At 58.8% G+C, this 18,498-nt stretch carries 20 protein-coding genes; 17 read left to right on the top strand and 3 right to left on the bottom strand.

Going from position 1 to position 18,498, the window contains the following annotated elements; genetic code table 11:
* Positions 1-103: 103 nt before the first annotated feature.
* Both lldD and JOE34_RS01690 read left to right on the top strand, forming a co-directional pair.
* Entirely contained in the window at positions 104-1,246 is a 1,143-nt protein-coding gene (lldD, locus tag JOE34_RS01685) for an FMN-dependent L-lactate dehydrogenase LldD (protein ID WP_010424871.1), read from the top strand.
* A gap of 131 nt (positions 1,247-1,377) precedes the next feature.
* Positions 1,378-1,641, top strand: coding sequence for a hypothetical protein (locus JOE34_RS01690; RefSeq protein ID WP_209995056.1), 264 nt, complete (start codon positions 1,378-1,380; stop codon positions 1,639-1,641).
* Between the two features lie 165 nt (positions 1,642-1,806).
* Here JOE34_RS01690 and JOE34_RS01695 read toward each other — a convergent pair whose 3' ends face one another.
* Complete coding sequence (locus tag JOE34_RS01695; protein ID WP_024664293.1) at positions 1,807-3,687, bottom strand: methyl-accepting chemotaxis protein; 1,881 nt, start codon at positions 3,685-3,687, stop codon at positions 1,807-1,809.
* 379 nt (positions 3,688-4,066) lie between these two features.
* On the opposite strand from JOE34_RS01695, the gene JOE34_RS01700 reads away from it, so the two are divergent.
* The gene (locus tag JOE34_RS01700; RefSeq protein WP_017277968.1) at positions 4,067-5,989 is read left to right on the top strand and encodes a methyl-accepting chemotaxis protein; all 1,923 of its coding nucleotides are present in this window, start codon (positions 4,067-4,069) and stop codon (positions 5,987-5,989) included.
* A 63-nt stretch (positions 5,990-6,052) separates the two neighbouring features.
* Here JOE34_RS01700 and JOE34_RS01705 read toward each other — a convergent pair whose 3' ends face one another.
* The gene (locus JOE34_RS01705) at positions 6,053-6,817 is read right to left on the bottom strand and encodes an SDR family oxidoreductase (RefSeq protein WP_017277969.1); all 765 of its coding nucleotides are present in this window, start codon (positions 6,815-6,817) and stop codon (positions 6,053-6,055) included.
* Between the two features lie 226 nt (positions 6,818-7,043).
* On the opposite strand from JOE34_RS01705, the gene JOE34_RS26035 reads away from it, so the two are divergent.
* The 11 genes from JOE34_RS26035 (at position 7,044) to vapC (ending at position 16,135) form a co-directional block, all read left to right on the top strand.
* Entirely contained in the window at positions 7,044-7,172 is a 129-nt protein-coding gene (locus JOE34_RS26035; RefSeq protein ID WP_269819798.1) for a hypothetical protein, read from the top strand.
* Positions 7,173-7,314: 142 nt separating this feature from the next.
* Positions 7,315-8,583 carry an OprD family porin gene (locus JOE34_RS01710; RefSeq protein ID WP_046265881.1) on the top strand — a complete coding sequence of 423 codons (1,269 nt, stop codon included), beginning with the start codon at positions 7,315-7,317 and terminating at the stop codon, positions 8,581-8,583.
* A 179-nt stretch (positions 8,584-8,762) separates the two neighbouring features.
* Entirely contained in the window at positions 8,763-9,590 is an 828-nt protein-coding gene (locus tag JOE34_RS01715; protein WP_003346007.1) for an NAD(P)-dependent oxidoreductase, read from the top strand.
* Positions 9,591-9,632: 42 nt separating this feature from the next.
* Entirely contained in the window at positions 9,633-10,517 is an 885-nt protein-coding gene (locus JOE34_RS01720; RefSeq protein WP_096113443.1) for an SMP-30/gluconolactonase/LRE family protein, read from the top strand.
* A gap of 57 nt (positions 10,518-10,574) precedes the next feature.
* Entirely contained in the window at positions 10,575-11,600 is a 1,026-nt protein-coding gene (locus tag JOE34_RS01725; RefSeq protein ID WP_096113444.1) for a TRAP transporter substrate-binding protein, read from the top strand.
* Positions 11,601-11,663: 63 nt separating this feature from the next.
* Positions 11,664-12,191, top strand: coding sequence for a TRAP transporter small permease (locus tag JOE34_RS01730; RefSeq protein ID WP_004402549.1), 528 nt, complete (start codon positions 11,664-11,666; stop codon positions 12,189-12,191).
* A complete protein-coding gene (locus tag JOE34_RS01735; RefSeq protein WP_003421655.1) occupies positions 12,192-13,472 on the top strand; it encodes a TRAP transporter large permease in 1,281 nt (426 codons plus the stop codon).
* Positions 13,473-13,556: 84 nt separating this feature from the next.
* Positions 13,557-14,528: a DMT family transporter gene (locus JOE34_RS01740; RefSeq protein ID WP_024665468.1), complete on the top strand. Its 972-nt coding sequence runs from the start codon at positions 13,557-13,559 to the stop codon at positions 14,526-14,528.
* On the top strand, positions 14,503-15,384 hold the full coding sequence (locus tag JOE34_RS01745; RefSeq protein WP_209995058.1) for an aldose 1-epimerase: 882 nt from the start codon (positions 14,503-14,505) through the stop codon (positions 15,382-15,384). Before JOE34_RS01740 ends, JOE34_RS01745 begins: the two co-directional genes overlap by 26 nt.
* A gap of 116 nt (positions 15,385-15,500) precedes the next feature.
* Positions 15,501-15,731, top strand: coding sequence for a type II toxin-antitoxin system VapB family antitoxin (gene vapB / locus JOE34_RS01750; RefSeq protein WP_003421652.1), 231 nt, complete (start codon positions 15,501-15,503; stop codon positions 15,729-15,731).
* Positions 15,731-16,135 carry a tRNA(fMet)-specific endonuclease VapC gene (vapC, locus tag JOE34_RS01755; RefSeq protein ID WP_003345997.1) on the top strand — a complete coding sequence of 135 codons (405 nt, stop codon included), beginning with the start codon at positions 15,731-15,733 and terminating at the stop codon, positions 16,133-16,135. The genes vapB and vapC overlap by 1 nt, the downstream gene beginning before the upstream one ends.
* Before the next feature lie 186 nt (positions 16,136-16,321).
* Here vapC and JOE34_RS01760 read toward each other — a convergent pair whose 3' ends face one another.
* On the bottom strand, positions 16,322-16,897 hold the full coding sequence (locus JOE34_RS01760; protein WP_024663312.1) for a hypothetical protein: 576 nt from the start codon (positions 16,895-16,897) through the stop codon (positions 16,322-16,324).
* On the opposite strand from JOE34_RS01760, the gene JOE34_RS01765 reads away from it, so the two are divergent.
* The 3 genes from JOE34_RS01765 to JOE34_RS01775 all read left to right on the top strand — a co-directional run bounded on the left by JOE34_RS01765 (position 16,896) and on the right by JOE34_RS01775 (position 18,494).
* Positions 16,896-17,084 carry a hypothetical protein gene (locus JOE34_RS01765; RefSeq protein ID WP_024663313.1) on the top strand — a complete coding sequence of 63 codons (189 nt, stop codon included), beginning with the start codon at positions 16,896-16,898 and terminating at the stop codon, positions 17,082-17,084. The two genes, JOE34_RS01760 and JOE34_RS01765, sit on opposite strands and share 2 nt — an antisense overlap.
* Before the next feature lie 235 nt (positions 17,085-17,319).
* Complete coding sequence (locus JOE34_RS01770) at positions 17,320-17,832, top strand: sigma-70 family RNA polymerase sigma factor (RefSeq protein WP_003345995.1); 513 nt, start codon at positions 17,320-17,322, stop codon at positions 17,830-17,832.
* The gene (locus tag JOE34_RS01775) at positions 17,832-18,494 is read left to right on the top strand and encodes a ChrR family anti-sigma-E factor (RefSeq protein ID WP_003408532.1); all 663 of its coding nucleotides are present in this window, start codon (positions 17,832-17,834) and stop codon (positions 18,492-18,494) included. The genes JOE34_RS01770 and JOE34_RS01775 overlap by 1 nt, the downstream gene beginning before the upstream one ends.
* Positions 18,495-18,498: the final 4 nt, after the last annotated feature.

Below are 18,498 nucleotides of genomic sequence, written 5' to 3' on the forward strand. Positions count from 1 at the left end.
GTTGTATTAGTTGTTTTTATCATAGTCGGTTTTTCCGTAATCTGAACCTGCCGCTCCCCCCTGGCGGCCTTGGTTCGTAGATTTATTCGCTCAGGAAAACGTCATGATTATTTCTTCGGCATCCGATTACCGTGCAGCGGCCAAACGCAAACTCCCGCGTTTTCTGTTTGATTACATTGACGGCGGTGCGTATGCAGAGCACACGCTGCGTGCCAATGGTTCGGACCTGGCCGATATCAGCCTGCGCCAGCGCGTCCTGAAAAATGTCGATAACGTGAGTCTTGAAACCAGGCTGTTTGGCGAATCCCTGGCCATGCCGATTGTCCTCAGCCCCGTGGGCCTGAGCGGAATGTATGCGCGCCGGGGTGAAGTGCAGGCAGCCAAGGCCGCGGCGAACAAGCGGATTCCATTCTGCCTGTCGACAGTGTCGGTGTGTTCGATTGAAGAGGTAGCGTCGCAGAGCAAGCAGGCGATCTGGTTTCAGCTCTACGTGCTCAAAGACCGTGGCTTTATGAAAAACGCTCTGGAGCGTGCCAAGGCGGCGGGCGTCACGACGCTGGTCTTTACCGTCGACATGCCAACGCCCGGCGCGCGTTATCGCGATGCGCACTCGGGCATGTCCGGGCCTTATGCCGCGCCTCGACGCATTCTGCAAGCCATGACCAAGCCGGACTGGGCGCTGAATGTCGGCCTGCTCGGTCGCCCTCATGATCTGGGCAATATCTCCAGATACCTGGGCAAGGCCACCACCCTGGAAGATTATGTGGGCTGGCTGGCGAACAACTTCGACCCGTCCATCAGCTGGAAGGATCTGGAGTGGATTCGTGAGTTCTGGCAAGGCCCGATGATCATCAAGGGCATTCTCGATCCGCAGGATGCCAGGGATGCGCTGAGTTTTGGCGCGGACGGCATTGTGGTATCCAACCACGGCGGACGCCAGCTGGATGGCGTGCTGTCCACCGCCAAGGCTTTGCCGCCTATTGTTCAGGCGGTCGGCAGTGACCTGACGGTGCTGGCCGACTCCGGCATTCGCTCGGGTCTTGATGTGGTGCGCATGCTCGCCCTCGGCGCCAAGGGCGTATTGCTCGGACGTTCGATGGCCTATGCGCTGGGCGCCGATGGGCAGCGTGGCGTCGAGAATATGCTGGATATTTTCGCCAGGGAAATGCATGTGGCGATGACGTTGACCGGGGTGACTTCGATTGAACAGATCGACGAAAGCATTCTGGTTAAATCAGCTGTTTGACAGCCGCTGCTGGACTGGATCGTGACTTGAGTCGGCCTTTCGACGAACTGCATTTTTCACTTTGAATGTCTGGTCTATGCTCGAAAATGATGGTTCAAGACGAGCCAGCATTTCTCATGACGGAGCAAAGCATGCGTAAACTTGTACTCTCAATGACTGCCGCCTTCTTCCTGACAGGTGCTGTAGCGCCAGTCGCCTTTGCAGAGAGTGAACTGGAAAAGGGTGTCCGGCACGATAACCGTGAGCTGGATAAAGGTGTCGATCATGACGCCAAGGAAGTGGACAAGGGCGTGAAGCACGACGCCGACGAAGTCGACAAAGGTGCGAAGCATGACGACAAAGAGCGTCACAAGGCTGACAAGCACATCGATAAAGAGGTTAAAAAGGATCTCTGACCAAAAAGCCTGCCACCGAGCAGGCTTTTTTCATGGGCGGATTGCGCTGGACGGTCCAGCAGGGCTGCTGAAACATCCACGCACTGGTGCTGTTACTCTTTCGCTTTTGAAGACCGGGCCAACTACCAAGTGTCAGTGGCCCGACCTTTGTTACTGGATATACGGTCAGATCTTGAAACTGTCGACCAGTTGTTTCAAACGCCCGGCCTGTTGCGAAAGCGCAGCACAATCCTTGAGCGTTTCATTAAGGTTGGCCACGCCTTGTTGATTAAGCGTGTTGATCTGATTGATATCGATATTGAGTGTTTCCACAACAGCAGTCTGCTCTTCTGTCGCAGCGGCGACCGATTGATTCATGCCATCAATATCGCCGATGCGCCGTGTTACCTCGCGCAGCCGACTGCCCGCCTGATTGGCAACTTCGACACTTTCCTGACTCGACGTCTGGCTTTCATTCATGTTGAGCACTGCATGCTGAGAACCGGTCTGCAGACCGCCAATCATCTTGTGAATCTCGTCGGCAGAGGTCTGGGTACGATGCGCGAGGTTGCGTACCTCGTCGGCAACTACCGCAAAACCGCGTCCGGCCTCACCCGCGCGGGCGGCTTCGATGGCGGCGTTAAGGGCCAGCAGGTTGGTCTGTTGCGAGATGCCTTTGATGACATCCAGAATATGGCCGATGTTTTCGGTGCTGGCGTTGAGTTGCTCGATCTGCGTGCAGGAATCACTGATCTTGGCCGACAGCGCGCTCATGGCGTGGATCGTTTTCTCGACCACTACCTGACCGTCTTCTGCCTGGTTGCGGGCCTCACTGGCCTGGATCGAGGCGTCCGATGCGTTGCGGGCAATCTCCTGGGTTGCAGCACCCAGCTCGTTGATCGCTGCAGCGACGTTGTTGGTTCGGGCACTCTGCTCATCGAAACCGACGATGGACGAGTTAGAGGAGTTGACCACCCGTTGCGACAGGTCATGCACCTGAAGCGTCGCGGAGGACACTTCGACGATGGACGCGTGCACGCGCTCCACGAACTGATTGAACGAACCGCCCAGTGCGGCGAACTCGTCCTTGCCCTGAATACTCAGGCGCCGAGTCAAATCACCCTCGCCCTGGGCGATGTCCTGCATCGCACGGCCCATGTCGGTCAGCGGGCGCATCAGCGCACGAATGAGCAGGCTCAACAGCAACGCAATCACGGCGACTGCAATCAGCACGGCAACCATCGCCGAGCTGCGAAACTGGCTTAACGGCGCATAGGCCTTTTCCTTGTCGATCGACAGACCAATGTACCAGTCAGCCGAGGGCAGCCCGGTGATGGGGGTGAATGACAGCAGCCTTTGCTGACCATTAAGGGTCACCTCACGCAGGCGCGCGTCCAGGCTAATGGTCTGGCCAGGGTAGACGTCCTTGAGGTTTTTCATTACCTGTTCCTTGTCCGGACTGACGATGATCTGTCCGTCGCCACTGACCAGAAAGGCGTAACCCAGGCCGCCGAACTCGACCGAGTTGATGATCTTGACCAGCGTGTCGAGGCTCAGGTCGCCGCCGACGACACCCGTGACTTGACCTGCCGCCTTGACCGGGCTGGCGATCGTTACCACCAGGCCACCCACGGAAGCCAGATACGGCGCGCTGAGAATGGTCTTGCCTGCGTCGACGGTGGACTTGTACCACGGCCGCTGGCGAGGGTCGTAACCCGCAGGCATGTCCACATTGGGCCGTTGGGTGAACGCGCCTTTGCTGTCACCGACATAGGTGAACTGAAAGGTCGATACCAGCGCAGACTGCGATACCAGCCCGCTGAGGTCGGAATTGACGCCCTGAAAAGCTACGTTCTGGGTGAGATTTTCCAGCACCAGAATGCGCCCGCTGAGCCAGTTCTGGACGCTGCTGGCAGTCAGTTGACCCGCTTGGCCCACGGAAGACTCGAGGTTCTGGTTGATGGTCTTGCGTTGCAGATAATCGTTGTAAAAGGTGAACAAGGCAAACGCCAGCACCACTACACCGGCCGCGGCCAGCAGAATCTTATGACGAAACTTCAAATTCATGACAAGGCATCTCAACAGGACTGCTGGAAGCAGGCTCGAATGTCAAAGCAAGTTACGACACAAAAAATGTCATGCCCTGCACCCACAATGAGCCTGCAACGGATAGGGTTTTAATCTCGCAAACACAGCCGACAGTGTGCCGCTCCTCCTGGAATGCGGCGTTTCTAATTCAATGACTTACGCGTTGCTTTATAACGCTGTGCCGGCGCAAATGATATGCCCGGGGAAAAATATTCGGAGCGTGTAGGAACTTTCTTTATTTTTTATTTCAGCTTGGCCATTCCCTGCCGATAGTGTCTGTGTACCTAACCTCACCCTGACCTGTATGCCGTGCCTTTCAGGGATAAAACCGTTTTAATGGCAGTTGTTGGAGAATTTAATGAGTAGCTGGTTTGCAAACATCAGCGTGAATATGAAACTGGCTCTTGGCTTCGGTCTGGTACTTGTTTTCACAGCCATTCTTGCACTGACTGGCTGGACCAGCATGGGCGGGCTGATCAATCGCAGCAACTGGATGAGTGACATCACTTCACTCAATGCACAGTTGACCAAACTGCGCGTAACGCGCCTGCAGTACATGGTGGCCGACGGCGACGAGAAGGTTGCCGAAACCGTGCAGACCTCGCTGGACAGCTTCAAGGCGTATCAGGAAAAACTGCGGGCCTCGTTCAAAAGTCCCGAAAACCTGAAAATGCTCGATCAGTTGGGCATCGTGATCGCTGACTACCAGAAGTCCCTCAACAACATGCGCAGTGGCTATAAGGCCAGCACCGCTGCACGCGATGAACTGACCACCCACGCGAGCAAAAGCCTCGCGGTGTTCGAGCAACTCGTGACTGAAGTCAGAAACATGGACCCGGCTGACGCCAACCGATTCGAGCAGTACCGACTCGTCACCGATGCCAAAGATGACTTGAGAGTCGCGCGCTATGAAGTGCGCGGCTACACCACCAATGCCACGCCCGAGACCGAGCAGGCAGCTGTTTCGAAACTGGATTCGGCCATCAAGGATCTGGACGCGCTCAAGACGACCTTCAGCGGCACTCAGGCCGATCAGCTCAGGCAGCTGGAAACCTCGTTGATGGCCTATCGGACGACCTTGCAAAACTTCAAGGCGGCCACGGGCACGATTGTCCAGGCGCGCAAGGAAATGACCACGCAAGGGCAGGATATCGTCAAGATCAGCGAGGACATGTACAAGCTGCAACTGGATCGCCGCGATCAGGAAAGCGCACAGGCGCGTACCACCCAGATCACCTGCACATTGCTGGCTATGATTCTGGGCATCATCGCCGCAGTGATCATCACCCGGCAGATTACCCGTCCCCTGCAGGAAACCCTGGCGGTGGTCGACCGTATTGCCTCCGGTGACCTGACTCAGACCCTGGCCGTGACGCGCCGTGATGAGCTCGGCGTTCTGCAACAAGGCATCCAGCGCATGGGCAGCACCCTGCGCGAGCTGATTGGCGGTATTCGCGACAGCGTCGTACAGATCGCCAGTGCCGCCGAAGAACTGTCGGCGGTTACCGAACAGACCAGCGCTGGCGTCAACAGCCAGAAAGTCGAAACCGATCAGGTCGCCACCGCCATGCACGAAATGTCGGCGACGGTTGCAGAAGTGGCGCGCAACGCCGAACAGGCCTCGCAGGCCGCCTCCAACGCTGACCGCGAAGCGCGTGACGGTGACAAGGTGGTAGGTGAAGCGATCGCCCAGATCGAGCGTCTGGCCAACGAAGTGGGTCGCTCCGCCGATGCCATGACTCAGCTGGAGCAGGAAAGCGACAAGATCGGCAAGGTCATGGACGTCATCAAGGCGGTGGCCGAACAGACCAACCTGCTGGCGCTCAACGCCGCCATCGAAGCGGCCCGTGCGGGTGAAGCCGGACGTGGTTTTGCGGTGGTTGCCGACGAAGTCCGCGGCCTGGCACAACGTACGCAGCAATCCACCGTGGAGATCGAAACACTGGTCGCTGCGTTGCAGAGCGGTACGCGCCAGGTGTCCAGCATCATGCTTAACAGCCGCGAACTGACCGTCAGCAGCGTGACCCTCAGCCGTAAGGCTGGCACGTCGCTGGGCAGCATCACGCAAACGGTGTCGAGCATTCAGGCGATGAACCAGCAGATTGCCGCCGCCGCTGAAGAGCAAAGCGCGGTCGCTGAGGAAATCAGCCGCAGCATCGTCAACGTGCGCGATGTGTCCGAGCAGACCGCTTCGGCCAGCGAAGAAACCGCTGCGTCCAGCGTCGAGCTGGCGCGCCTGGGCGGGCAGTTGCAGACGATGGTCAGCCACTTCCGGATCTGATCACCCTGCGTTGACATCAAGCCCGGTCTTTACCGGGCTTGATTGTTTCTGCACTCCTGACAGTCACGCTTGTGGCGGCTGCCCGTTGGACGCCGACAGGCCACCGTCGACCGGCAGGTTGACGCCGGTCACGAAGCGCGCGTCATCGCTGGCCAGGAAGGCGATCACGTCGCCGACGTCTTCGGCTTCGCCCGGGCGACCCAGTGGGATGCGCTCCATGAATTTGGCCATCAATGCTTTGTCACCCAGCATATCTTCAGTCAGCTCGCTGCGGGTCAGCGAGGGGCAGACGGCATTCACGCGCACGCCGTCAGCACCATGGTCCATGGCCAGCGAACGGGTGAAGTTGGTGATGGCGCCCTTGGCCGCGTTATAGAAGCTCATGCCCCAGTCGCCGCCCAGACCGGACACCGACGAGACGTTGATGATGTTGCCTTTGCTGGCGATCAGTGCCGGCATGGCGGTGCGGGTGCAATAGAACACGCCGTCCAGGTCCACGGACATCAGCTCTTTCCAGTCCTCTATGCCCAGCTCGGTCACTTTGCCGGACTTGACGATGCCGGCATTGTTGACCAGCACATCCAGGCGCCCAAAGCGGGTCGCCACTTCCTTGAACAGCGCTTCCACGTCGCTCGGGTCGGCCACATCCGTGGCTCTGATCAAGTGCCCCTCACCCTTCAGTTGGGCGGCTACTTTGGCCAGCTTGTCGTGATTGCGGCCGACCAGCACGACGCTTGCGCCTTCCTCGGCAAAACGTTTGGCGGTCGCTTCGCCGATTCCGGAACCGGCACCTGTGACGACGATGACTTTCTGGGTGAAACGATTCATTCGGCAGTCTCCAAAAAATGAACGGGATTACCGGGTGGACTGCACACCCGCCCGCAGCGTTCACTCGCATTTAATTTTGCTTTCAGTGGCGCTTTAAATGGCCGGTGAATCGTTAAACCTCGACCATGGGTGCGTTGACAACACGGCGACGGTCTGCAAATAATCCTCGAAGTTGTACGACAACCTATAACGCCAAAAATAAAAACAACACCGAGGCCAGTCCATCATGAACACTCACGCCGCGCGTGCCCGCTCGATCAGCAAGGGCTCAATCATCGAAGCCTTGATCAGTGACGCCTCGTTTACTGAAAACTCGCACGACCAGACACCCTTCTCGATTCACAACATTCGCTGAAACACAGCGAACGGTACTCGGCCGCCTGCAGGTCGAGGCCATGCCTGGCGACAGGCATCACGTAATCCTCGAAGGTGTCGGCCGCCGCTCGCGCGCGGCCAGGAAAGGGGACGGTTTCACTAAACAAGGGAGCACAACAATAATGACATCTCACACTACCCGCTCATGCATCCTGCTGGGCGTCGGCGGCATGACGCTGATATTCCCGATGCTTGGCATGGCCGAAGGTTTCGTCGACGACACCAAGGCCACGCTCAACCTGCGTAATGCCTACTTCAACCGCAACTTCACCAACCCGGCTTTCCCGAACAGTGCGGCCCCACAGAACAAGGCCGAGGAATGGACGCAGAGCTTCATTCTCGACGCCAAGTCGGGCTTCACCCAGGGTGTGGTGGGTTTCGGGGTTGACGTGCTGGGCCTGTATTCGCTCAAGCTCGATGGCGGCAAGGGTACGGGTGGCACTCAGTTGCTGCCGATCCACAGCGACGGTCGTCCAGCCGATGATTTCGGGCGTCTGGGCGTGGCGGGCAAGGCGCGGATTTCCAAGACCGAACTGAAGGTCGGCGAGTGGATGCCGGTGCTGCCGATCCTGCGCTCCGATGACGGTCGTTCGTTGCCGCAGACGTTCCGCGGCGGCCAGGTCACCTCCAAGGAAATCGACGGCCTGACGCTGTACGGCGGGCAATTCCGCGGCAACAGCCCGCGCAACGATGCGAGCATGGAAGACATGTCGCTGAACGGGCGAGGCGCATTCACTTCGGACCGCTTCAACTTCGGCGGCGGCGAGTACGTCTTCAACGACAAGCGCACTCAGGTAGGCGTCTGGTACTCGGAGCTGCAGGACATCTACCAACAGCAATTCTTCAACCTGCTGCACAGCCAGCCGCTCGGCGACTGGACCCTTGGCGCGAACCTGGGTTACTTCATCGGCAAGGAAGACGGCAACAAACTGGCCGGCGATCTGGATAACAAGACGGCCTACGCGCTGCTCTCTGCCCGCTACGGCGGCAGCACCTTCTATGTCGGTCTGCAGAAGCTGACGGGCGACACGGCGTGGATGCGCGTCAACGGCACCAGTGGCGGTACGCTGGCCAACGACAGTTACAACTCCAGCTACGACAACGCCAAAGAGAAATCCTGGCAGCTGCGTCATGACTACAACTTCGCGACGCTGGGCGTACCCGGTCTGACCCTGATGAACCGCTACATCAGCGGCGACAATGTACACACCGGCAACATCACTGACGGCAAGGAGTGGGGTCGGGAGTCTGAACTGGCCTATACCGTACAAAGCGGTGCGCTGAAGAATCTGAACGTCAAATGGCGCAACTCCAGCCTGCGTCGTGATTTCAGCACCAACGAATTCGACGAGAACCGCGTGTTCGTCAGCTACCCTATTTCGTTGCTCTGAAACCGGTGGCAGAGCCTGTCGGCAGCGGCAGGTTTTGCCTTGTTACAAATGTATCCGGCCAAGTGCGTGCCCAGCCCGTTTTTAGACCTTGGCCGCGTTGACAATCAGCGTATGCGGTGCCGATAATCCGGCAAGTCATACGACAACAGATGACAAAAATAACAATCGGGACTTCTCTCATGGCATCGGCTCATACCACTCAAACTCCCTTCAATCGCCTCCTGCTGACCGGCGCGGCAGGTGGCCTGGGCAAGGTATTGCGCGAAACACTGCGCCCTTACACAAACGTGCTGCGGCTTTCCGACATTGCCGAAATGGCGCCCGCTGTCGACGACCGTGAAGAAGTTCAGGTCTGCGACCTGGCCGACAAGGATGCCGTACACCAGTTGGTAGAAGGCGTCGACGCGATCGTGCATTTCGGCGGTGTATCGGTCGAGCGACCGTTCGAGGAGATCCTCGGCGCCAATATCTGCGGCGTGTTCCACATCTACGAAGCCGCCCGCCGGCACGGCGTGAAACGCGTGATCTTCGCCAGCTCCAACCACGTGATCGGTTTCTATAAGCAGACCGAGACCATCGACGCGCACTCCCCTCGCCGCCCGGACAGCTACTACGGTCTGTCCAAGTCCTACGGCGAAGATATGGCCAGCTTCTACTTCGATCGCTACGGCATCGAAACCGTGAGCATCCGCATTGGCTCGTCGTTTGCCGAACCGCAAAACCGCCGAATGATGAGCACCTGGCTGAGCTTTGCTGACCTGACCCAGTTGATCGAGCGCTCGCTGTACACGCCAGACGTGGGCCATACCGTGGTCTACGGCGTCTCGGACAACAAGACCGTCTGGTGGGACAACCGCCTGGCCAGCAAACTGGACTACACCCCGAAAGACAGCTCGGAAGTTTTTCGCGAGAAGGTCGAAGCCCAGCCGCTGCCGGCAGCCGATGACCCGGCAATGCTGTACCAGGGCGGAGCCTTTGTGGCGTCAGGACCGTTCGGCGACCAATAAGCAGCGCTTTCCTCTCGCAGCACTCTGGAGACACGAACCGTCATGGATGCCGAACTGATTGTCGATGCACAGAACGCCACCGGCGAAAGCCCGGTCTGGAGCGTGCGTGATCAAGCGTTGTACTGGGTGGATATTCCCAAGGGCGAGTTGCATCGCTGGGATTTCAAGCAGAACAGCACACGCAGTTGGAAAGCGCCGCAAATGCTTGCCTGTATCGCCGCCGATAGCCGGGGCGGCTGGGTGGCGGGGATGGAGAACGGAATCTTTCATTTGCAGCCCTGCGAAGACGGCAGCCTGATCAGCACGCTTCTGGCCAGCGTCGAACACGCGCAGGCTGGCATGCGCTTCAACGATGGCCGCTGCGACCGACAGGGTCGTTTCTGGGCAGGCACCATGTTCATGGACATGGCCGCCGGTGCGAGGGTGGGGGCGTTATATCGCTACAGCGCCAGCCAGACCACGCTGGACGCGCAGCTCAAGGATTTCATCGTCCCCAACGGCATGGCGTTCAGCCCCGACGGCAAGACCATGTACCTGTCCGACTCGCACCCCAGCGTGCAGCAGATCTGGGCGTTCGATTACGACACTGACAGCGGCACGCCGCGCAATCGCCGCCTGTTCGTCGACATGAACCAATACCTGGGTCGTCCCGACGGCGCGGCGATCGACACCGATGGCTGCTACTGGATCTGTGGCAACGACGAAGGCCTGGTTCATCGCTTCACCCCCGCCGGCAAACTCGACCACTCTCTGGTCGTGCCGGTGAAAAAGCCAGCCATGTGCGCCTTTGGCGGCCCTAACCTGGACACCCTGTTCGTGACGTCCATTCGCCCGGGTGGCGATATTGGCGATCAGCCACTGGCCGGTGGCGTGTTCGCACTGCGACCTGGCGTCCAGGGCCTGGAGGAACCCACATTTCAAGGCTGACAGCGCCCTACCGAAAATCCCGTAGCTCGACCAAAAATAACAAAATCGGAGATATCCATGGATTTCAAACGCAAGCTTCTCATCGCAGCACTTCCGCTGGCCTTCTGTGTGTCAGGCATGGCCCACGCTGACATCAAAATCAAATTCGCCGAGGTTCATCCCGCTGGCTATGCGCCGGTCGTGGCAGAACAGAAAATGGGCAAGAAACTCGAACATCAATCCAAAGGCGAGATCAGTTTCAAGATGTACGCGGGCGGTGTGCTTGGCTCCGAGAAGGAGGTCGTCGAACAGGTGCAGAGCGGCGCCGTGCAGATGACCCGCGTCAGCCTCGGCATCGTCGGCCCGGTAGTGCCGGACGTCAACGTCTTCAACCTGCCGTTCGTGTTCCGTGATCAGGCGCACATGCGCACCATCATCGATGGCGAGATCGGTCAGGAAATCCTCGACAAGATCACCAACTCCGAATTCAACATGGTCGCCCTGGCCTGGATGGATGGCGGCACCCGCAACCTGTACACCAAGAAGCCGGTACGTCAGATTTCCGACCTCAAAGGCATGAAAATCCGCGTTCAGGGCAACCCGGTGTTCATCGAAACCATTAACGACATGGGCGGCAACGGCATCGCCATGGCCACCGGCGAGATCTTCAGCGCCCTGCAGACCGGCGTCATTGACGGTGCGGAAAACAACCCGCCGACGTATTTCCAGCACAACCACTACCAGAACGCAAAGTTCTTCACCATGACCGAACACCTGATTCTGCCCGAGCCCATCGTGATGTCGAAAACCACGTGGCAAAAGCTCAATCCCGAGCAGCAGGCGCTGGTGAAAAAGCTGGCGCGTGAAGCGCAGATGGAAGAACGCGTGCTCTGGGACAAGTCGTCGGCCGAAGCCGAGACCAAGCTCAAGGCTGCTGGCGTGGAGTTCATCACGCTGACGCCTGAGCAGAAGAAAGCCTTCTACGACGCGACCCAGCCGGTACGCGACAAATTCGGCGCGCCTTACAAGGATCTGATCAGCCGCATCGAAGCGGTCCAGACCAATCCTGCACTGGCGGCGAGCACCCCCCAAGCGGCCCAATAAGCCTGTCCCGATCAAGCAGCGGGAACGAGCACCAACTCGTTCGCCGCCGCAGTGGTGAGCCTTATGAAAAATACGCTATTGCGCATCAACGATACGCTTTACCGGGTCTGCATCGGCATTGCCGGCCTGTCGGTGTTGATCATGACCCTGATCATCCCCTGGGGCATCTTTGCCCGCTACATACTCGGCAGCGGCTCCAGCTGGCCGGAACCCACCGCCATCCTGCTGATGGTGGTGTTTACCTTCTTCGGCGCAGCGGCCAGTTACCGTGCCGGTGCGCACATGGCCGTGTCGATGGCCGTGGACCGCATGCCGCAACAGGTGCGCAGAGTTGCCGGCGTGGTGGTGCAGATTCTGATGGCGATCGTCGCCCTGTTCATGATCTTCAAGGGCTTCAAGCTGTGCGCCACCACCTGGAATCAATTCGTCGGCGAACTGCCGTTTCTGCGTGTCGGTATCTCTTATCTGCCGATTCCCCTCGGCGGCCTCGTAACCCTGGTCTTCGTCCTGGAAAGGTTGTTGCTGGGTGACCAGAGTCATCGCGCGGTCATGCGTTTCGACGTCATTGAAGAAAGCGAAGGTGCAGCATAAATGGACGCTTTTATACTGTTGGGCAGCTTTATCGCGTTGATCCTGATCGGCATGCCGGTGGCCTACGCGCTGGGCCTTTCAGCCCTGATCGGTGCCTGGTGGATCGACATCCCGGCCGATGCACTGATGATCCAGATTGCGGGTGGCGTGAACAAATTCTCGCTGTTGGCGATTCCGTTCTTCGTGCTGGCCGGAGCGATCATGGCCGAAGGCGGCATGTCGCGACGCCTGGTCGCCTTTGCCGCGGTGCTAGTGGGCTTCGTGCGTGGCGGCCTGTCGCTGGTCAATATCGTGGCTTCGACCTTCTTCGGCGCGATTTCGGGTTCATCGGTGGCCGACACGGCCTCGGTGGGCTCGGTGCTGATCCCGGAAATGGAACGCAACGGCTACCCGCGGGACTTCTCGACGGCCGTGACCGTCAGCGGCTCGGTGCAGGCGCTGCTGACGCCACCCAGTCACAACTCGGTGCTCTATTCGCTGGCGGCAGGTGGCACGGTGTCGATCGCGTCGCTGTTCATGGCCGGCATCCTCCCGGGCCTGCTGCTCAGCGCAGTGATGATGGGCCTGTGCATGATCTTCGCGCGCAAGCGCAATTACCCCAAGGGTGAAGTGATCCCGCTGCGCCAGGCACTGAAAATTGCCGGTGAAGCGCTTTGGGGCATGATGGCCATGGTCATCATTCTCGGCGGCATTCTGTCGGGGATTTTCACGGCCACCGAGTCGGCAGCCATTGCCGTGCTCTGGGCGTTCTTCGTCACCATGTTCATCTACCGCGATTACAAATGGCGCGATCTGCCCAAACTGATGCACCGGGCGGCACGCACCATTTCCATCGTGATGATCCTGATCGGTTTTGCCGCCAGCTTCGGTTACATCCTGACGCTGATGGAAATCCCGATGAAGATCACCACCGCGTTCCTGACCCTGTCGGACAACCGCTACGTGATCCTGATGTGCATCAACGTGATGTTGCTGCTGCTCGGCACGGTCATGGACATGGCGCCGCTGATTCTGATCCTGACCCCGATTCTGTTACCGGTGATCGTCGGTGTCGGCATCGACCCGGTGCACTTCGGCATGATCATGCTGGTCAATCTGGGGATCGGGCTGATTACCCCGCCAGTGGGCGCGGTGCTATTCGTCGGTGCCGCGGTGGGTAAAGTCACCATCGAAGCCACGGTAAAAGCACTGGTGCCGTTCTATGTCGCGCTGTTCCTGGTGCTGATGCTGGTGACCTACATTCCTGCCATCTCGTTGTGGCTGCCGAGCGTCGTGCTCTGACGTCTCCCGTTGCAAGGCTGCCGGAGCGCTTGAAAGCGCTCCGGCATGCACCTCTGTTATCCAGCCAAGGAGGCTGGTTTGCGTATGTCCGCCCCTACCCTGTTTCCGCGCCACATCGCCGTGCTGATCCTCGCGCTGCTGGCCTGTTCGTTTGCCGGCAACCACATCGCGGCACGCATTGCCTTCGATCATGACACCGGCCTGCTGCTGGCTATTCTCTGTCGCTCCGGTGTGACCTTGCTGGTGCTGACCAGTCTGGTGCTCTGGCAGCGTGAAAGGCTCAGTCTGCCCGCCAGCACCTGGCGCTGGCAGCTGCTTCTGGGGTTGCTGATCGCCACTCAGAGCTTTTGCATCTACTCGGCGGTGGCGCGTATTCCGGTGGCCTTGGCCTTGCTGGTGGTCAATGTCTCGCCGATCCTGCTGGCGTTACTGACCTGGGCGCTGGGCGGTGCCCGGCCGACGCGGCGTGCCGCAGGCCTGATGGGCCTGATTCTGTTTGGCCTGACGCTGGCGCTGGACGTGCCGCAGCGCCTGTCGAACTCCGGCAGCAGCGAGCCGCAATGGCTGGAAGGTGTCGCCTACGCATCGACTGCTGCGGTGGTGTTCGCCTTTGCGCTGTGGATTACCGATAACAAACTGGCGGGCATGCGCGGCAGCGTGCGCAGCATGCTGACCATGGCCGTGGTGTTCGTCGTCGCGGCCATCGCCGGCAGCAGCGGCGTGCTGCCCGGCGGCGTGGGTCTGCCGACGAGTTCTGTCGGCTGGACCGCACTGGCCAGCCTGGTGGTTTTGTACGGGCTAGGTTTCTCGCTGCTGTTCATTTGCATGGCACGGCTGGACATCGCCCGCAACGCGCCAGTGATGAACATAGAGCCGGTGGCCAGCCTGCTGTTTGGCTGGCTGATTCTCGATCAATTGCTCAGCAGCGGTCAGGTGGTCGGCGGGCTGATCGTCGTCAGCGGTATCGTGCTGCTGACCTGGCGTCGCGCCCAGTCGCCTGACTCTCAATCATCCAGAAAGGCTTTGAAGCATGTCCACGAACGTACTGACCCTTGAAGATGGCCTGACCCGTCTGACACTGGCCCCCGACATCGGCGGCGGTATCGTCAACTGGACCGACCTGGCCAGCGGGCAACCGCTGCTGCGCCCGAGTGACGAACAGGCTCTGGCGGCCGGGACGCCCCGTCGGCTGGCCTGCTACCCGCTGGCGCCGTGGTCGAACCGGATCGGCAACGGCGGTTTCGAGACACCAGACGGCTGGCTGGCCCTGGAACCAAACAGCGCCAACGACCCGCTGCCGATCCATGGCAGCGCCTGGCAGCAGGCATGGACCGTCATCGAACAGAGCGCAGAGCAGGTCTGCCTGCAACTCGACAGCCAGACGCCCTTCGCCTACCGCGCGCACCTGCGCTACACCCTGCGTGGGGGCACGCTGAGCATCGAACTGACCACCACCCATCAGGACAGCCGCGCCATCTGGCACGGGCTGGGCCTGCACCCGTACTTGCCACGCACGGCCCACACTCGTTTGCAGGCCAGGGCTGCGCAGGTCTGGCTGTGCGACGAAGCCGGTTTGCCCCGCGCCTTGCAGGACCTGCCCGCCGAGTGGGACTTCCGTCACGGCAACGCGTTGCCCGACACACGTCTGGACAACGGTTTCACCGGCTGGGATGGCCAGAGCATCATCAGCCAGCCGGATCTGGGCTACGAATTGCACTGCCAGGCCACCGGCAGCGAATACTTTCTGGTGTTCTGCCCACCGGGGCTGGGCTTCTTCTGTTTCGAGCCGGTCAGCCATCCGGTCAACGCCCATCATTTGCCAGGACGGCCGGGGTTGAAGCTGTTGCGGGAGGGGGAGTCAGTGACGCTGGAGTTCAGTCTTCGTTACAAAGACCTGAAGCGGGGGTCATGAATAAGTGTACTGGTGCCTCATTTCAAGTTACAGAACGGGCCGGGATATCCCGTTGACATATCCCCAAAAAAACATATTCTTATTCATCCGATACATCAGCCAAGGATGAATCACGCATGGAACAATCCACAGTCTTCAAAAGCAATCGAAGCCAGGCTGTCCGACTGCCAAAAGCGGTGGCCTTGCCAGACGACGTGAAACGTGTCGATGTCGTAGCCGTGGGCAGAACCCGCATTATTTCCCCTGCCGGTGAAATGTGGAACAGCTGGTTCGATGGTGAAAGTGTCAGTGATGATTTCATGGCAGAGCGTGGACAACCAGCCGAACAGCAGCGCGAATCGCTCTGATGCTCAAGTACATGCTTGACACCAATATTTGCATTTTCACTATAAAGAACAAGCCAACTTCGGTGCGTGAAGCCTTCAACCTCCATCACGGACAGCTATGTATCAGCGCGATCACGTTGATGGAGCTTGTCTACGGCGCAGAAAAGTCTTTGAGCCCCGAAAGAAACCTTGCCGTTGTAGAGGGTTTCACAGCGCGTCTTGAAGTGCTCCCTTACGACAGCGACGCTGCGGCTCATACCGGCATGATCAGAGCCGAACTGGCTAGATCGGGCACACCGATCGGCCCGTACGATCAAATGATTGCAGGACACGCCCGCTCTCTAGGCCTGGTGGTGATCACTAATAATCAGCGTGAATTCCGACGCGTCGAGGGGCTGAGGGTAGAAGACTGGGTAAGCCAATGACCTCAACACGATAACTGCAACGCCTCTTATGTTTTGAGCCCGTCAGCCACCCGGTGAACGCCCATCACCTGTCGAGGCATCCGGGATTGAGCCTTTTTAAGGCATGGGGGGTAGATGAGGTTGGGGGTCGGCCTGCAAGACAAGAGTTTGTAGCAGGCCTCATGCGTGCGAGCCTGGCGTCTGTCATTACGGGGTAATGACCAGCGTTGAAAGGCCGCTGACACCTGTGACACCGGTCGTAGTGCCGCAGCTGTTATTCAACGCGGCCTGAAAATTAACAAGCTCAAATGTACTCAACGCAGTGGCGTCCTTGAAACGGCCATCTGTAATTGTCCCGACACCCAGAACGGCTGTAATCAGACCGTTCACAGTATTGAAACTCGTATTGAACGTGTAAGTGCTGGTCACCCCATCGCTCCAGGTGATGATCCATACCACATTGGACGTTTGCAGCAGTAAAGACTGACAGGATAAAGGGGCCTGAAAACTTTGTATGGACGAAGCGCTGACTACCAGGGGAAATGAAGGTAAAACACACGGTCCCCAATTGCTTGTCGTCACCACGTCGGTAGTCTTGGCGGTATTGGTCACTCCTGGCGACCAAGTTGCGGTGTGAGTTCCTACCGGACAAGTCGCCAGGTTTGCAACCTCAGCCTGTGATCGCTCTGGCGCGAAAAAAAGCCCCGTGCAAACGATGACCAATAACAACAGGCTGGCGAGTCGGACCTGCGAGAACGAAGCGTGCGTGACATGAGTATCCATGATTGTCTCCCTGACGTTGATGGTCTCCAAAAGTCAGATTAAGCAAAAAGCATTTTTCACTCTACTGTCAGAAATGACAGCTAATGGTCGTAAGGCCCGTTCTCCTGGGCTGATCGTTGCCACCCACAACCTGCGAGAATTTCAGCGCACTGATGGTCTTCGTCTGGATGACCGAGCAACTCGCTAAACACACCTTCCAAGTCCAAGGATTCTTGCACCTGAACGGATGCGCCGCTCGTCACATCCTATGATCCACCCCCCACCCCGTTACGTAACACCTCTGCATAGCGAACCAAACCCACACAATGGTGATCAGAAGGTGGATCATGCGCATAACTGCCAGTCTCAGGACCTTCTGTCACTTGTCCCCCTCTCACAGCGAATCGACAATCACCCGACTTTGGATCGATGAAGTCACCGCCGTGGCCCGCCAGAGGGACCGCGACAGCTTCATGCGCATTTACGATCACTTCGCTCCGCGCCTGTTGCGCTACCTCACCGGGCTGAATGTGCCAGAAGGTCAGGCCGAAGAGTTGGTGCAGGAGGTGCTGCTCAAACTGTGGCACAAGGCCGATTCGTTCGACCCGGCCAAGGCCAGCCTGGGGACATGGTTGTTTCGCATCGCACGCAACCTGTACATCGACAGTGTGCGCAAGGACCGTGGCTGGGTGCAGGTGCAGAATTCGCTGGAACAACTCGAGCGTCTGGAAGCTCCGGTAGATCGAACACTCGATTACAGCCAGCGCCAGGAGCAACAACTCAACATCGCCATCCAGAACCTGCCCGCCGATCAGGCCCGAGTGTTGCGAATGTCGTATTTCGAAGCGCTCAGCCACCGGGAGATTTCCGAACGCCTGGGTATGCCGCTCGGCACGGTGAAGTCCTGCCTGCGACTGGCGTTTCAAAAATTGCGCTCGCGGATAGAGGAATCATGATGGGTCCACAACATCATCCGGACGACGCCACGCTGGTCAGTTATGCCGCAGGGGCGCTGTCGCAGGTCATCTCGTTAGTCACTGCCGCGCATCTGGAGCGCTGCGCCGAGTGCCGGGCGCGGCTCAGGCAGGCCGAGGCGATTGGGGGTGTGTTGATGCAGCAGCACACCAGCAGTGTGGTGCCGCTCAAGGGCAGATCGGCCATGCTGGCGCGGCTTGATGAGCAGCAAGCGGGGCTTGTGCCCGCCCTGCACTCGATGCCGGCGGCCAATCAGGACCCGGACCTGATGCCGGTCTGCATGCAGGCGCATTTTGGTCGACACCTGAGTACGTTGAAGTGGAAGACGCTGATCCCCGGCGTACAACGAGTACGCGCCGAAGGCATCGAACAGGGCAACCTGATGCTGCTGAAGATCGCCCCCGGCGTGAGCATGCCGGTCCACAGCCACGAAAGCGGCGAGATGACCATGGTCCTCAAGGGTGCGTATTACGACGTACAGGGAGAATTCGGACTCAACGATGTCGCCGACCTGGACAGCCATATCCATCACCAGCCCATCGCCTACCCTGACCGGGAATGCATTTGCGTACTGGCCACTGAATCGAAGCTGCGTTTTCAGGGACTGCTTGCGCGGATGATGCAGCCGTTTTTCGGGATTTGAAAAA

This window comes from Pseudomonas sp. PvP028, from assembly GCF_017832255.1.
Classification (GTDB): domain Bacteria; phylum Pseudomonadota; class Gammaproteobacteria; order Pseudomonadales; family Pseudomonadaceae; genus Aquipseudomonas; species Aquipseudomonas syringae.

Excerpts from the sequence above, each read along its gene's own strand:
- lldD (WP_010424871.1), top strand. The coding sequence starts at position 104 with ATGATTATTTCTTCGGCATCCGATTACCGTGCAGCGGCCAAACGCAAA.
- JOE34_RS01690 (WP_209995056.1), top strand. The coding sequence starts at position 1,378 with ATGCGTAAACTTGTACTCTCAATGACTGCCGCCTTCTTCCTGACAGGT.
- JOE34_RS01695 (WP_024664293.1), bottom strand. The coding sequence starts at position 3,687 with ATGAATTTGAAGTTTCGTCATAAGATTCTGCTGGCCGCGGCCGGTGTA.
- JOE34_RS01700 (WP_017277968.1), top strand. The coding sequence starts at position 4,067 with ATGAGTAGCTGGTTTGCAAACATCAGCGTGAATATGAAACTGGCTCTT.
- JOE34_RS01705 (WP_017277969.1), bottom strand. The coding sequence starts at position 6,817 with ATGAATCGTTTCACCCAGAAAGTCATCGTCGTCACAGGTGCCGGTTCC.
- JOE34_RS26035 (WP_269819798.1), top strand. The coding sequence starts at position 7,044 with ATGAACACTCACGCCGCGCGTGCCCGCTCGATCAGCAAGGGCTCAATC.
- JOE34_RS01710 (WP_046265881.1), top strand. The coding sequence starts at position 7,315 with ATGACATCTCACACTACCCGCTCATGCATCCTGCTGGGCGTCGGCGGC.
- JOE34_RS01715 (WP_003346007.1), top strand. The coding sequence starts at position 8,763 with ATGGCATCGGCTCATACCACTCAAACTCCCTTCAATCGCCTCCTGCTG.
- JOE34_RS01720 (WP_096113443.1), top strand. The coding sequence starts at position 9,633 with ATGGATGCCGAACTGATTGTCGATGCACAGAACGCCACCGGCGAAAGC.
- JOE34_RS01725 (WP_096113444.1), top strand. The coding sequence starts at position 10,575 with ATGGATTTCAAACGCAAGCTTCTCATCGCAGCACTTCCGCTGGCCTTC.
- JOE34_RS01730 (WP_004402549.1), top strand. The coding sequence starts at position 11,664 with ATGAAAAATACGCTATTGCGCATCAACGATACGCTTTACCGGGTCTGC.
- JOE34_RS01735 (WP_003421655.1), top strand. The coding sequence starts at position 12,192 with ATGGACGCTTTTATACTGTTGGGCAGCTTTATCGCGTTGATCCTGATC.
- JOE34_RS01740 (WP_024665468.1), top strand. The coding sequence starts at position 13,557 with ATGTCCGCCCCTACCCTGTTTCCGCGCCACATCGCCGTGCTGATCCTC.
- JOE34_RS01745 (WP_209995058.1), top strand. The coding sequence starts at position 14,503 with ATGTCCACGAACGTACTGACCCTTGAAGATGGCCTGACCCGTCTGACA.
- vapB (WP_003421652.1), top strand. The coding sequence starts at position 15,501 with ATGGAACAATCCACAGTCTTCAAAAGCAATCGAAGCCAGGCTGTCCGA.
- vapC (WP_003345997.1), top strand. The coding sequence starts at position 15,731 with ATGCTCAAGTACATGCTTGACACCAATATTTGCATTTTCACTATAAAG.
- JOE34_RS01765 (WP_024663313.1), top strand. The coding sequence starts at position 16,896 with ATGATTGTCTCCCTGACGTTGATGGTCTCCAAAAGTCAGATTAAGCAA.
- JOE34_RS01760 (WP_024663312.1), bottom strand. The coding sequence starts at position 16,897 with ATGGATACTCATGTCACGCACGCTTCGTTCTCGCAGGTCCGACTCGCC.
- JOE34_RS01775 (WP_003408532.1), top strand. The coding sequence starts at position 17,832 with ATGGGTCCACAACATCATCCGGACGACGCCACGCTGGTCAGTTATGCC.